Source organism: Rhodococcus zopfii NBRC 100606 = JCM 9919, assembly GCF_001895025.1.
In the GTDB taxonomy this organism is placed as follows: domain Bacteria; phylum Actinomycetota; class Actinomycetes; order Mycobacteriales; family Mycobacteriaceae; genus Rhodococcus; species Rhodococcus zopfii.
In genome coordinates this window covers 125,071-137,977 of sequence record NZ_BCXI01000018.1, presented here as the reverse complement: position 1 = coordinate 137,977, position 12,907 = coordinate 125,071, and the positions used below count along the sequence as shown (strand labels likewise).

At 69.8% G+C, this 12,907-nt stretch carries 13 protein-coding genes; 3 read left to right on the top strand and 10 right to left on the bottom strand.

Annotated elements, in window-relative coordinates; all coding sequences use genetic code 11:
• Positions 1–3: 3 nt before the first annotated feature.
• The 3 genes from RZ1_RS14105 to recO are packed head-to-tail and all read right to left on the bottom strand — an operon-like array spanning position 4 to position 2,025.
• Positions 4–429, bottom strand: a complete 426-nt coding sequence (locus RZ1_RS14105) for a hypothetical protein (RefSeq protein WP_139281841.1) — start codon at positions 427–429, stop codon at positions 4–6.
• Entirely contained in the window at positions 426–1,232 is an 807-nt protein-coding gene (locus RZ1_RS14100; RefSeq protein ID WP_072812758.1) for an isoprenyl transferase, read from the bottom strand. Before RZ1_RS14100 ends, RZ1_RS14105 begins: the two co-directional genes overlap by 4 nt.
• Positions 1,189–2,025, bottom strand: a complete 837-nt coding sequence (recO, locus tag RZ1_RS14095; protein WP_072812757.1) for a DNA repair protein RecO — start codon at positions 2,023–2,025, stop codon at positions 1,189–1,191. Before recO ends, RZ1_RS14100 begins: the two co-directional genes overlap by 44 nt.
• A 139-nt stretch (positions 2,026–2,164) precedes the next feature.
• On the opposite strand from recO, the gene RZ1_RS14090 reads away from it, so the two are divergent.
• Together RZ1_RS14090 and RZ1_RS14085 are read left to right on the top strand one after the other, a co-directional pair.
• Positions 2,165–3,583, top strand: a complete 1,419-nt coding sequence (locus RZ1_RS14090; protein WP_072812755.1) for an amidase — start codon at positions 2,165–2,167, stop codon at positions 3,581–3,583.
• A gap of 2 nt (positions 3,584–3,585) precedes the next feature.
• Positions 3,586–4,161, top strand: coding sequence for a TetR/AcrR family transcriptional regulator (locus RZ1_RS14085; RefSeq protein WP_072812791.1), 576 nt, complete (start codon positions 3,586–3,588; stop codon positions 4,159–4,161).
• A 4-nt stretch (positions 4,162–4,165) separates the two neighbouring features.
• Here the strand turns inward: RZ1_RS14085 and RZ1_RS14080 are convergent, their stop codons facing one another.
• The 6 genes from RZ1_RS14080 to RZ1_RS14055 all read right to left on the bottom strand — a co-directional run bounded on the left by RZ1_RS14080 (position 4,166) and on the right by RZ1_RS14055 (position 10,327).
• Complete coding sequence (locus RZ1_RS14080; RefSeq protein ID WP_083583684.1) at positions 4,166–5,593, bottom strand: wax ester/triacylglycerol synthase domain-containing protein; 1,428 nt, start codon at positions 5,591–5,593, stop codon at positions 4,166–4,168.
• Positions 5,594–5,732: 139 nt separating this feature from the next.
• A complete protein-coding gene (gene era, locus RZ1_RS14075; RefSeq protein WP_072812752.1) occupies positions 5,733–6,650 on the bottom strand; it encodes a GTPase Era in 918 nt (305 codons plus the stop codon).
• 19 nt (positions 6,651–6,669) lie between these two features.
• On the bottom strand, positions 6,670–7,980 hold the full coding sequence (locus tag RZ1_RS14070; RefSeq protein ID WP_072812751.1) for a hemolysin family protein: 1,311 nt from the start codon (positions 7,978–7,980) through the stop codon (positions 6,670–6,672).
• Between the two features lie 23 nt (positions 7,981–8,003).
• Positions 8,004–8,546, bottom strand: coding sequence for an rRNA maturation RNase YbeY (ybeY, locus tag RZ1_RS14065; protein ID WP_072812749.1), 543 nt, complete (start codon positions 8,544–8,546; stop codon positions 8,004–8,006).
• A 49-nt stretch (positions 8,547–8,595) separates the two neighbouring features.
• A complete protein-coding gene (locus RZ1_RS14060; RefSeq protein WP_138997630.1) occupies positions 8,596–9,597 on the bottom strand; it encodes a PhoH family protein in 1,002 nt (333 codons plus the stop codon).
• Positions 9,598–9,745: 148 nt separating this feature from the next.
• Positions 9,746–10,327, bottom strand: coding sequence for a TetR/AcrR family transcriptional regulator (locus RZ1_RS14055; protein ID WP_083583693.1), 582 nt, complete (start codon positions 10,325–10,327; stop codon positions 9,746–9,748).
• Between the two features lie 232 nt (positions 10,328–10,559).
• Here RZ1_RS14055 and RZ1_RS14050 point away from each other — a divergent pair, with 232 nt between their 5' ends.
• Positions 10,560–12,152: an MFS transporter gene (locus RZ1_RS14050; RefSeq protein ID WP_072812746.1), complete on the top strand. Its 1,593-nt coding sequence runs from the start codon at positions 10,560–10,562 to the stop codon at positions 12,150–12,152.
• Here RZ1_RS14050 and RZ1_RS14045 read toward each other — a convergent pair.
• A complete protein-coding gene (locus RZ1_RS14045; protein WP_072812745.1) occupies positions 12,149–12,907 on the bottom strand; it encodes an alpha/beta hydrolase family protein in 759 nt (252 codons plus the stop codon). The genes RZ1_RS14050 and RZ1_RS14045 overlap by 4 nt on opposite strands.

Here is a 12,907-nt window from a genome sequence, read left to right as displayed (position 1 = left end):
CGCTCACTGCTCCCCCGCTCCCGGGTCCTCGGCCGGTTCGACAATCGCGGTGCGCGCGTCGGCCGCGCCGCCGAGGACCAGCAGCAGCATCGTCGTCAGCGCCGTATCGCCCAGGCCGGTCGCCGGGAACGAGTAGCGCAGCACCACATCGGCGTCGGAGTCCCGCTCGACGGCGTGCACCGACCCGAACTGCACCGCGTCCGCCGCGGACGCGACCCGGGCCCGCAGACCGTCGTCGAGGGCGAGGTCCCAGCCGAGCACGCTCGTCAGCGACACGACGTCGAGTCCCTCGCTGAGGGTGACCACCCGCAGCGCGCAGGGCACACCGGCGTAGTCGAATCCGAACGCGTCGTCGCCGTCGACGGACGGCGCGTGCATGTCGACGAAGGATGCGAGCGCCGCACCGATCCGTTCCCGCAGTTCGTTCACTTGACCCCACCGAACCTGCGGTCGCGGGAAGCGTACTCGACGCACGCGGCCCACAGGTCGCGGCGGTCGAAGTCCGGAAAGTTCTTGTCCTGGAAGACGAACTCGGCGTATGCCGCCTGCCACAGCAGGAAGTTCGACGTGCGCTGCTCGCCGGACGGGCGCAGGAACAGGTCCACGTCGGGCATGTCGGGTTCGTCGAGGTACCGCTCGATCGTCGCCTCGGAGACCTTCTCCGGGTCGATCTCACCGGCCGCGACGCGACGCGCGATCTCGCGTGCGGCGTCGGCGATCTCGGCGCGGCCACCGTAGTTGACACACATGACCAGGGTCATGACGTCGTTGTTCTTGGTGAGCTCCTCGGCGATCTCGAGTTCCTTGATGACGCTGCGCCACAGCCGCGGTCGCCGGCCGGCCCAGCGCACCCGCACACCCATCTCGTGCATCTCGTCGCGGCGGCGGCGGATCACGTCGCGGTTGAAGCCCATGAGGAAGCGGACCTCTTCGGGGCTGCGCTTCCAGTTCTCGGTGGAGAACGCGTATGCCGAGAGCCACTTGACGCCGATCTCGATGCAACCTTCGACGGTGTCCATGAGGACGGCCTCGCCGCGTTCGTGTCCGGCGGTGCGCGGCAGACCGCGTTCCTGCGCCCAGCGGCCGTTGCCGTCCATGACGAGGGCGACGTGCCGGGGAATCAGTTCGGGTTGCAGGATCGGGGGCCGGGCACCGGAGGGGTGGGGGTCCGGTGGCCGGATCGCGCGGTCAGGCGATGCTTGCGGGGCGCGTCGTCGAATCACGGTCCTCATCCTGCCTGACGGCTTCGGCATGCTGCCCCACGGCACCGGCCGGCTCGGCGGCCGGATGGTCGAGGGAACGCTCGACGAGAGGGAGCGTGCGCAGCCGCCGCTCGAGATGCCATTGCAGGTGCGCGGCGATCAGGCCGCTGGCCTGGCTGCGCACGGCCGGTTCGGCGGTCTCGGTACCGTCCCACCGTCCGTGGTTCAGGGCGTCCATCAGGGCGAGGACGCCCGGTGCCGGGGTCGCCGCGCCGGGCGGCCGGCAGTGCACGCAGACCGCTCCCCCCGCGGCGACGTGGAACGCGGTGTGCGGCCCGGGCCGGTCGCAGCGGGCGCAGCGGCCGATCGCGGGCGCCCAACCCGCGTAGGTCATGGCGCGCAGCAGGTACGCGTCGAGGAGCAGATCCGGAGGTCGGGTCCGGTCGCACAAGGCCCGCAGCGCCCCGACGGTCAGTGCGTGCAGGCGTGGCACCGGTGCGCGTTCCTCACCGGCGAGGCGCTCGGCGGTCTCGAGGATCGCGCAGGCCGTCGTGTACCGGGGGTAGTCGTCGACGATGTCGGCTGCGAACGCGTCAAGGGTCTGCACCTGCGTGACGATGTCGAGCGATCGGCCAGGATGCAGCTGAACATCGATGTGCGCGAAGGGCTCGAGCCGAGCGCCGAACTTCGATCGGGTGCGGCGCACGCCCTTCGCGACGGCCCGCACCAGCCCGTGCCGACGGGTGAGCAGGGTGACGATGCGATCGGCCTCGCCCAACTTGTGCTGGCGCAGCACCACCGCGTTGTCCCGATACAACCTCACTCCCCGAGTCTGTCATGGGAGACCGACAGCCGTGGCCTCGTGCGCACCCGGCACGCCTCCACCGACCGAAAGACGCACCGCAGGCTTGCCCGCCCGAGTGGAACACGTTACTGTTCGTTCGAACGAACAGGGGATCGCCATGACCACTTCCAGGGAAGACACCCGCGCGGCCGGTCTCGCCGCCGAAGCCGCCGCACTCGCCGCCGGGACCACCACGTCGGTGCAACTGACGCGGGCCGCGCTCGACCGCATCGAGACCGCACAGCACACACTCAACGCATTCCGGGTCGTGCGCCGCGAAGCCGCGCTCGCCGAGGCCGCGGACGCGGACCGCCGACGGGCAACCGGCGCACGTCTGCCTCTGCTCGGCGTCCCGATCGCGATCAAGGACGACACCGACATCGCCGGTGAACCCACCGCGTTCGGCTGCGCCGGTGACTTCCCCGCCCAGGACTACGACGCCGAGGTCGTGCGACGCCTGCGCGAAGCGGGGGCCGTCATCGTCGGAAAGACGCACTCCCCCGAACTGGGCCAATGGCCGCTGACCGGCGGCAGCGCCTTCGGGCACACCCGTAACCCGTGGTCGCGCGAGCACACACCGGGCGGGTCTTCCGGCGGCAGCGCCGCCGCGGTCGCGGCCGGACTGGTCTCGGCAGCGCTCGGTTCCGACGGCGCCGGATCGGTCCGCATCCCCGCCGCGTGGAGCCACCTCGTCGGCATCAAACCGCAACGCGGCCGCATCTCGATGTGGCCCGACCCCGAAGCGTTCAACGGTCTCACCACCCACGGCGTCCTGGCGCGCACCGTCGCCGACGCGGCCCTTCTGCTCGACGCGGTGTCCGGCAACCACGCCGGTGACCGGCACCACCTCGACCCGGTCACCGTCACCGACGCCGTCGGCCGTGACCCCGGGCGCCTGCGCATCGCGCTGGCGCTGCGCACCCCGTTCACCGCGACGCCCACCCGGCTCACCCCCGAGGTCCACGCAGGCGTCGATTCGATCGCCCGGGCGCTGCGCGAGCTCGGCCACGAGGTCACCGTCGCCGATCCCGACTACGGCATCACGTTCGGCCTGAACTTCCTGCCCCGCTCGATGGCCGGTCTCGACGACTGGCTGCACCGGCTTCCCGACCCGGCCCTCGCCGACGCCCGCACCCGCGCCAACGCCCGCACCGGACGCCTGCTCGGTGGCGCGCCGCTGCGCGCGGCACGCGCCCACGAACCGCGGTTGCGACGCCGGGTCGGCGCGATCTTCGACCGATTCGACGTGGTCCTCGCCCCCACCACCGCCACGCCCCCACTTCCGATCGGAGCGATCGACGACATCGGCGGCTGGCAAACCGACAAGGTCATCACCGCCGCGTGCCCCTACGCGTGGCCGTGGAACGTGCTCGGGTGGCCGGGGATCAACGTGCCGGCCGGTTTCACCGACGCGGGCCTGCCCGTCGGCGCCCAGCTGCTCGGTCACGAGAACACCGAGCCGATGCTGGTTTCCCTTGCTGCCCAACTGGAGTCGTCGCTGCGGTGGCACGAGGCGAGCCCGGAACGCTGGTGGTGACGATGTCCACCTCCGTCCGCGACCGCATCATCGCCTCGACCCTGTATCTGATCGGGACCGACGGCATCGCCGGGATCACCAACCGCCGGATCGCCGCACACGCGAACGTCTCGCTCGGCTCGGTCACCTATCACTTCCCGAGCCAGCCCGATCTGCTGCGCTCGGCGCTCACCACCTTCGTCGCCGAGGAGACAACTCGGCTACGCGAGATCGCCGAATCCCATCGCGGACAGGGCATTTCGCTCGCCGAAGCAGCCGGGTTCGCCGAACGCGTCGCCGAGGACCTGTCGTTCTCCGCCGAACGGATCGCGCCGTTCGAGCTGTACGTCCAGGCCGGCCGCGACCCCGAACTGCGCGCGGCCGCGGACCGCTGCTGGGCCGCGTACGACGAGCTGACGGTCACGATCCTCACCGAGCTCGGGCTACCGAATCCCGAAGCGATCGCGCCCACACTGGTCGCGACCATCGCCGGGCTTCAGTTGCGGCGCTTGTCCACCGGTGGCGGCAGCGATCTCTCGACGTCGGTGCTGTTGCTGCTGCGGGGAGCCGTCCTCGCCGGCGCCGGCCAACAGCGGTAAACCGCTACCGCACCGACGTGGTCGCGGGAAGGGCAGACCGCAGACGCGCGAAGGCCGCCTCCAGCAGATGCTCGTACTCCTCCGGGTCCGGCATCACCGCCCGCTTCGTCGAGAAGGTCAGGTCGAGTGAATCACCGAGCGTCACCACCGCGTGCATCAGACCCAGCAGCCGGTTGAGGCAGGGGGCGCTGAATCCGTCGACCGCGGGACTGTCCCCGAACCGCAGGTCGTCGACGGTGCCGCGCGGCACGTTCGACAGACTGGTGTTCGTCGGTCCGACATGGTCGCCGGTCGACGCAGTCACCTTGCGCACGGCACGCCTGATCGAATGGCGCAGGCACACGGCCGGCATCGCGTCGAGGGCAGCTTCGACGACGATCGACTCCGGCCGCCCCACCCGGTCCTTCTCCCGGGCCGCGGACTCGTGGATCAGGCGCAGCCGGGTCAGCGGATCGGTCCGGTCCGTGTGCAGATCGACGCGCAGGTCGCTGGTCTTGTTCTCCGACACCAGGTCGGGCCTGCCACTGAGAGAAATCGGAACCTGAGCGGCCAGCGAGCCCGCAGGTGTCTCATCCCGCTCCGCGAGGTAGGTGTGCACCGCGTCCGAGACGACTGCCAGCATCACGTCGTTGACGGTCGTTCCGGTAGCGTGTCCGAGCGCACGGACGTCATGGAGGTCGAAACGAACCCGGCCGAACAGTCGCGGGCTGTAGTCCACGACGTTGAACCGGGTGCGCGGACGCCGACGCGGAGGCTCGACGATCTCACCCGCGCGGACCAGCGCGTCGAGCGATCGTCGGCCCGTCATCCACCGGCCCACCGCCCCCGCGTAGCTCAGGTAGTCACCCGGCAATTTCCGGGCCGCCGTGGCCGGGCCGGGGACCGGGGCCGGCCTGCCTCCGGTGGAGGGCTCCGCATCCGGATCCTCGAACAGGGCCCGCGCAATCTGTACCGCACCTCTTCCGTCGGTCACCGAGTGGTGCACCCGCAGCACGACGACGGTCGCGCGATCCGGGAGGTCGCTCACGCCCCGGACATCGGTCAGCACGTGCAGTCCCCAGAGCGGCCGCCCCAGGTCGAGCGGCCGCTCCGCAAGCGAGGCAAACAGCCGGTGCAGGTGGGTGCGGGTCGTCTGCCCGATCCGCCGGAACTCGATGTGGTGATCCGGGTCGATGCCGGCCTCGACCCAGTACGGATAATCCAGGTCACCCGGCACCCGGTGCAGGCGCCTGCGCAACGCGGGGGTCCGGTGTGTGCGCCGGAGGATCCAGTCGACGGCGTGCGCGCGGGTCGCGACCGGCGTTCGTCCCTGTCGTGTGTCGAACACATAGAAATGCGACATGATGCTGGGAGTGTCCCCCCGGCTCGCTTCGTCCCCGAAAACGTACACGGCGTCACGCGCCGAGAGCCCGGTTCCCGACTTCCTGGCCATGGTCTCTTACCCCGTGCGGTTACTCTGATCGGCTATCGAGCTTGTTCGGTCAGGCACGTCCATATTTAGTGACGTACCCGAAAGACCGTACCTGCTCGGGGCCCGAGCCGCTGTGCGGGTGCGCGCCGAGGCGCGCGTGTCAGAAGCCGAGTCGCCCCAGCTGCTTCGGGTCGCGCTGCCAGTCCTTGGCGACCTTCACGTGCAGGTCGAGGTAGATCTTCACCCCGAGGAGCTTTTCGATCTGGGTGCGGGCCGCCGTGCCGACCTCGCGCAACCGCGCACCGCCCTTGCCGATGACGATGCCCTTCTGGCTCGGCCGCTCCACATACAGCAGGGCGTGCACGTCGAGCATCTCGCCCTGCTTCTCGGTGCGGCCCTCACGCTCGACGATCTCGTCGATCACCACGGCCAGCGAGTGCGGGAGCTCGTCGCCGAGGCCTTCGAGCGCGGCCTCGCGGATGAGCTCGGCCATGAGCGTCTCTTCGGGCTCATCGGTGAGTTCGCCGTCGGGGTAGAACGCCGGTCCGGGTTCCATGTGCGAGGCCAGCACGTCGACGAGCACCTCGACCTGCTCACCGGAGGTCGCGGAGACGGGCACGACGTCGGCGTCCGCGCCGAGCAGTTTCGAGACGCCGAGCAGTTGTGCGGCGACCTGCTCCTTGCCGACCTTGTCGATCTTCGTGACGATGCCGACCAGCGGGGTCTTCGGCGCGACGTGCCGGAGCTGATCGAGAATCCACCGGTCGCCGGGGCCGATCTTCTCGTCCGCGGGGAAGCACATGCCGATGGCGTCGACCTCCGAATAGGTGTCGCGCACCAGGTCGTTGAGCCGCTGTCCGAGCAACGTGCGGGGCCGGTGCAGGCCCGGGGTGTCGACGAGGATCAGCTGGGCGTGGTCGCGGTGCACGATCCCGCGGATGGTGTGCCGGGTGGTCTGCGGCCGCGACGACGTGATGGCGATCTTGCTGCCGACCAGAGCATTCGTGAGCGTGGACTTGCCGGTGTTCGGGCGGCCCACGAAACACACGAAGCCGGAACGGAAGTCGGTGTCGGTCATGCAAGCTCCTCGGGGTGGGTCATCGTTCGGGTTCCTCGGCGGGTTCCGGCTCGGGCTCGTCGTCGACCGGGGCGCGCTGGACATGCACCGTGTTGATCCGCACCCGGCCGCGCACGCTCGAGCCGCCCTCGCCGCGCAGGATCAGTCCGCGGGTGGTGACCTCCGACCCCGGCAGCGGCACACGGCCGAGGGCGAATCCGAGGAGACCGCCGACGGTGTCGACCTCGTCGTCCTCGATCTCGATGTCGAACAGCTCACCGAGATCCTCGACGGGCAGTCGCGCGGACACCCGGTAGGAACCGTCACCGAGGTCCTCGACGTCCGGGATCTCGCCGGTGTCGTATTCGTCGGCGATCTCTCCGACGATCTCCTCGATGACGTCCTCGATCGTGACCAGGCCCGCGATGCCGCCGTACTCGTCGACGAGCACCGCCATGTGGTTGCGGTCGCGCTGCATCTCCGCGAGCAGGTCGTCGAGCCGCTTCGAATCGGGGACGAAGACCGCGGGCCGCATCACGTCGGCGACCTTGACGCTGCGCCCGCCGTCGCGCGAGTAATACGTCTGCTGGACGAGGTCCTTGAGGTAGACGACGCCGCGGACGTCATCGACGTTCTCGCCGATGACCGGGATCCGGGAGTGCCCGCTGCGCACCGCGAGGGAGGTGGCCTGCCCTGCGGTCTTGTCCTCCTCGATCCACACCATTTCCGGGCGCGGCACCATCACCTCGCGGGCGGTGGTGTCGCCGAGATCGAACACCGACTGGATCATGCGGCGTTCCTCGTCGGCGACGACACCGCGTTCCTGGGCCAGGTCGACGAGTTCGCGCAGTTCGATCTCGTTGGCGAACGGGCCGTTGCGGAAACCACGGCCGGGTGTGAGGGCGTTGCCGATGAGGATGAGCAGCCGGCCGAGCGGACCCAGCAGCACACCGAGAAACCGCAGCGGGATCGTCGCGGACAGCGCGATCGGATAGGCGTGCTGACGGCCGAGCGTGCGCGGCCCGACACCGATGACGACATAGTCGACGAGCACCATCACCGTGGCGCTCACGACCAGCGCCCACGTCCGGTCCATGACCTCGAGCAATGCCCCGGCGAGCACCACGGCCGCGGTGATCTCGCACAGGATCCGCAGCAGGACCATGAGATTGACGTAACGGGGGCGATCCTCGAGGATCACCCGCAGCCGCTGCGCTCCCGGGCGTTCGTCCTTGGCGAGCTCGTCGACGCGGGCGGCGGAAACGGTGTTCAGCGCCGAATCGACGGCGGCGAACAGCCCGCCGAGCGGCACCAGGACGACCGCGATCGCCACGAGTGCAGCGGCGCTCATGCGTTTGCTCCCACGACGCCCCGCTACTGCTCGGGAGTGTCGGACAAACCGACCTTGCCGAGAAGCTGCTGGTCGCGCGCGGCGAGACGGGCCTCGTGCTCGGCGCGGCGCAGTTCCTCGTACCACTCCTCGAGGAGCTGGTTCTGCAGGCCGAACATCTCCTTCTCCTCCTCGGGCTCGGCGTGGTCGTAGCCGAGCAGGTGCAGCATGCCGTGCACGGTGAGCAGGGCGAGCTCGTGGTCGAGGGAATGCCCGGCCTTGGTGGCCTGTTCCGCCGCGAACGACGGGCACAGCACGATGTCACCGAGCATCGACGGACCCGGTTCGGGTGCATCCGGACGACCGCCCGGTTCGAGTTCGTCCATCGGGAAGGACATCACGTCGGTGGGACCCGGCAGGTCCATCCACCGCATGTGCAGATCGGCCATGGCGTCGCAGTCGACGAGCACCATCGACAGTTCCGCCGCGGGGTGCACGTCCATCCGCGCGATCACGAAGCGGGCGACGTCGAGCAGGTTCTCCTCGACGACGTCCATCCCGGATTCGTTCGAGATCTCGATGCTCATCGGTGTCGTTCCTTCTGCACTGCGGGCTGGATTCCAAAGTGGGGGTTGCTCATCGGCGCTGTACCCGGTGCTGGGTGGCGCGCCGCTGCGCCCGGTTGCCGATGCCGACACCGCCGGAGCGTTCGGCCTCGTAGCGGCCGTAGGCGTCGACGATGTCCGACACCAGCTTGTGCCGCACCACGTCGCTGCTGTCGAGCATCGCGAAGTGGATGCCGTCGATGTCGTCGAGGATCTCGGTGGCGGCGCGCAGGCCCGAACGGGCCCCGCCGGGCAGGTCGACCTGCGTGATGTCGCCGGTCACAACGATCTTCGACCCGAATCCGAGACGGGTGAGGAACATCTTCATCTGCTCGGCCGTGGTGTTCTGTGCCTCGTCGAGGATGATGAAGGCGTCATTCAACGTGCGGCCACGCATGTATGCCAGCGGAGCGACCTCGATGACCCCGGCCTGCATGAGCTTCGGGATCGACTCCGGATCCATCATGTCGTGCAGCGCGTCGTGCAGCGGGCGCAGATAGGGATCGATTTTCTCGTGCAATGTGCCCGGCAGGAATCCGAGGCGTTCGCCGGCCTCGACCGCGGGGCGGGTCAGGATGATGCGCGTGACCTGCTTGGTCTGCAGGGCCTGCACAGCCTTCGCCATCGCGAGATAGGTCTTGCCGGTACCGGCGGGACCGACGCCGAAGACGATGGTGTTGGAGTCGATCGCGTCGACGTAGCGCTTCTGATTGAGCGTCTTGGGCCGGATCGTCTTTCCGCGCCGCGACAGGATGTCCAGGCTCAGCACATCGGCCGGGGATTCGGACAGCCCCTGGGTGAGCATGCCCACGGTGCGGCGCACGGCGTCGGGGGTCACGCGCTGGCCGCGGCCGACCAGGGTGACGAGTTCCCCGATGACCCTTTCGGCGAGTGCGACGTCGGCGGAGGTCCCGGTGAGGGTGACGGAATTGCCGCGCACGTGGATGTCCGCGTCGAGTACGCGTTCGAGGGCGACGAGGTTCTCGTCGGCCGCCCCGAGCAGCGGTGCCGCGGCCTCCGGCGGCAGGTCCATGCTGGATCGAACGGTGACCCGTTCGGCATTTCCGGGGTCGCGGGTGTCGTCTGATTCACTCACGTGGACGGTACGGCCTGCTTTCGATTCAGCTCGCACACGACGGTTGTCGCGTGCGTGTCAGTCTAGCGCCGGACAGCGGGGACATTCACCGCATTACCCCCGCCTCCGGGTCGGGAGCGTGCTCGCGCAGCCACCGGCGAGCCTGTTCGACGACCTCCGCGGCACGATCCGGGGCGACCCCGGCCAGCACCAGCGTGCCCAGCGCGACGCTGTCCCCGGAGTCGCGGACGAGTCCGAGATTGGCCTGTTCCAGGGTGGCCATGGTCAGACCCTCCATCATCCCGACGAGTACCACCGCCGGCAGATAGCCGGAGAAGATCCCCGCGGCGCGACCACGTTCGACGACATCGAGCGTGCGGGTGCGCACGGGTGCGACGAGGTCGGCGATGCACTGCTCGCCCACCTCCTTGCGGGCGAAGGACAGCAGCAGCCGGAACCGGTCCCCGACCGGCCAGATTCGCAACGCACCGACCGCGAGGGCGAGGTCGGGGCCGTCGGGTTCGGCGAGATCGACCGCGGCGGCCAGTTCCGCGGCGGCGTCGGCGGCGATGCCGTCGACGAGGGAGTCTCGATTCGGGAAGTGCGCGTAGACGGTGCGGCGGACGACACCTGCGCCACGCGCGACGTCGTCCATGCTGGCGTCGGGGTCGGCCGCGAAACACTCCATCGCCGCGTCGAGGATGCGGCGCCGGTTGGCCTTCGCCCGGGTCCGCGGCGGCGGAACGCGAGAACTCGCGCGCGGTTGCGCGACCGATTCCTGCACGCTGCACACCTCTTCCACGAATTCCTGTGATCTCGATCAAGTTTAGTTGCACACCCGTGTGCAGAAACCTAGGTTGCACACTGTTGTGCAATTAGTGTTCCGCGTCACCCCGTTCCGAAGCGTCGAAGGAGAGTTCATGACGACAGTCGCCGGCCACGCGCCGTCCGCACCCGCCCCGCCCTATCCGCGCCGCTGGGCTGGACTGGCGGTGCTGTGCCTGAGCCTGCTGATCGTCGTGATGGCCAACACCGCGCTGATCGTCGCGGCACCGAGCATGCTCCGCGAACTCGCGCTCACCAGCGCCGACATGCAGTGGATCATCGACGGCTACACCGTCCCCTACGCAGCGCTGATGCTGCTGTGCGGGGCGCTCGGCGACCGCTACGGCCGGCGAGCAGCACTGCTGACCGGTCTGGCGATCTTCGCGGCCGGTGCGATCGCCGGCAGCCTCGCCGACACCGCGACCGCGGTGATCGTCGCGCGCATCGTCATGGGCACCGGCGCCGCGGTGATCATGCCCGCGACCCTGTCGCTGCTGGTGGCGATGTTCCCCGCCTCCGAGCGGGCACGCGCGATCGCCGCGTGGGCCGCGACGTCCGGGCTTGCCATCGCACTCGGGCCGCTGCTGGCAGGGTGGCTCCTCGAGAGCCACTCCTGGGGATCGACGTTCCTCATCAACGTTCCCATCGCCGCGTTCGCCGCGGTCGCGGCGCTCGCGCTGGTTCCGGCATCGAAGGCCGACGGGATCACGCGCGTCGACTGGATCGGCGGCGCCCTGTCGGTGATCACCCTCGGCGGCATCATCTATGCGATCATCGACGGCTTCCACTTCGGTTGGAGTGCCCCGGCACTGGGTGCGCTCGGCGCCTCGGTCGTCGCCGCGCTCGCATTCGTCGCGTGGGAACTGCGGCATCCGCAGCCGCTGCTGAACCTGCGGCGCGTGACCGATCGCCCGGTCGGCGGTGCCTGCATCGCGGTGCTGCTGCTGTTCTTCGCGACCTTCGGGCTCATCTATTTCGTCGCCCAGCAGTTCCAGTTCGTGCTCGGGTACGGACCACTCGAGACGGGCCTGCGCCTGCTGCCGCTCGCGGCGTCGGTCTCGGTCGGTGCCGCGCTCAGCGGCCGCCTCGTCCCCCGGCTCGGCGCGCGCTTCCTCGTGTCCGGCGGCATGGCCGCGACGTCCGCCGGGGTGCTGCTGCTCGTCCTGCTCGAACCGGCTTCCGGTTACGGCATCTTCCTGGCGTCACTGCTGCTGGTCGGTCTCGGCATCGGCCTGGCCGTCCCCCCGGCGACCGATCTGATCATGGGGGGATTCCCCGGCACCGAGCTCGGTGCGGCCGGTGGCCTGAACGACACCGCCGTCGAGTTCGGCGGCTCCCTCGGCATCGCGCTGCTCGGGTCGGTGCTCGCCACGTCGTACCACGACGAGATCGCCGGGTTCCTGTCCGGCCTACCACTGAACAACCTCACCGGCGATCTGGCCGACCAGGCTGCCCTCGCGCTGGAGGCGGCCGGCGATTCGGTCGGTGGCGCCGCGATCGTCGCGGAGGAACTGGCCGCGAACCCGTTCGCGAAGTCCTACGCCCAACCGCTGCTGGATTCGTCGAGCGCGGCGTTCGCCCATGCGATCGTCGACGCCGCGCTGGTCGGCGGCATCGCGCTGGCTGTCGGCACCGTCGTGGTCGCGCTGATCCTGCCTGCGACGGTCTCTGTCGGCAGGACCCCCTAGGACTGCGCGAGCAGCAGATCCAGCGACAGCTTCCAGCAGGCGGTGTCCCTGTTCAGGAACGCGAAGTGGTCCTCCCCGTCGACGACGTGCAGGGCCACTTCGTCACCGGCCTCCCGGGCCGCATCGGCGTAGCGCGCGGCGATCTTCGCCGGGACCTGCTCGTCCTCGGAGCCGTGGACGAGCACGATCGACCGGCCGATCGGCAGGCGGTGTCGCGGCGACGCCGACCGGTACACGTGCGGGTTCTCCTCGAAGGGCTCGCCGAACAGGTCCTCGAGATAGTCGACGCGCCGGCCCCGCTCCCCGGCCGACGCCAGATCCAGGGCGGCGGCCTGGCCCACCACCAGCGACGGTCGCACCGCGGTGTCCTCGCCGGCGAGCCAGACCGCGAGCTGTCCACCGGCCGAGTGCCCGACGACCCGCACCTGCGTCGGATCGAGTTCGACGCCGGCGGCGCGGGCGTCGTCGGCGACGAGCGTCGCGGTCGCTTCGAGCGCGGCCACCACGTCCGCGGACATCTCCGGCCACCGGCCGCCCGCCCCGAGACGGCGGTATTCGATGTTCCACGCGGCTACGCCGCGCCGGGCGAGTTCCGTCGCGAGCGGGGTGCCGAGGTTGAGGTGGTAGCTGCCGCTCCAGTACCCGCCGTGGATGACCATCACCACCGGCACCGGCTCCCCGGCCGTACCGTCCGGCAGGTAGAGATGACCGAACTGCTCGGGCTCCGGGCCGTAGGCGATGCGGGTACGCGACAT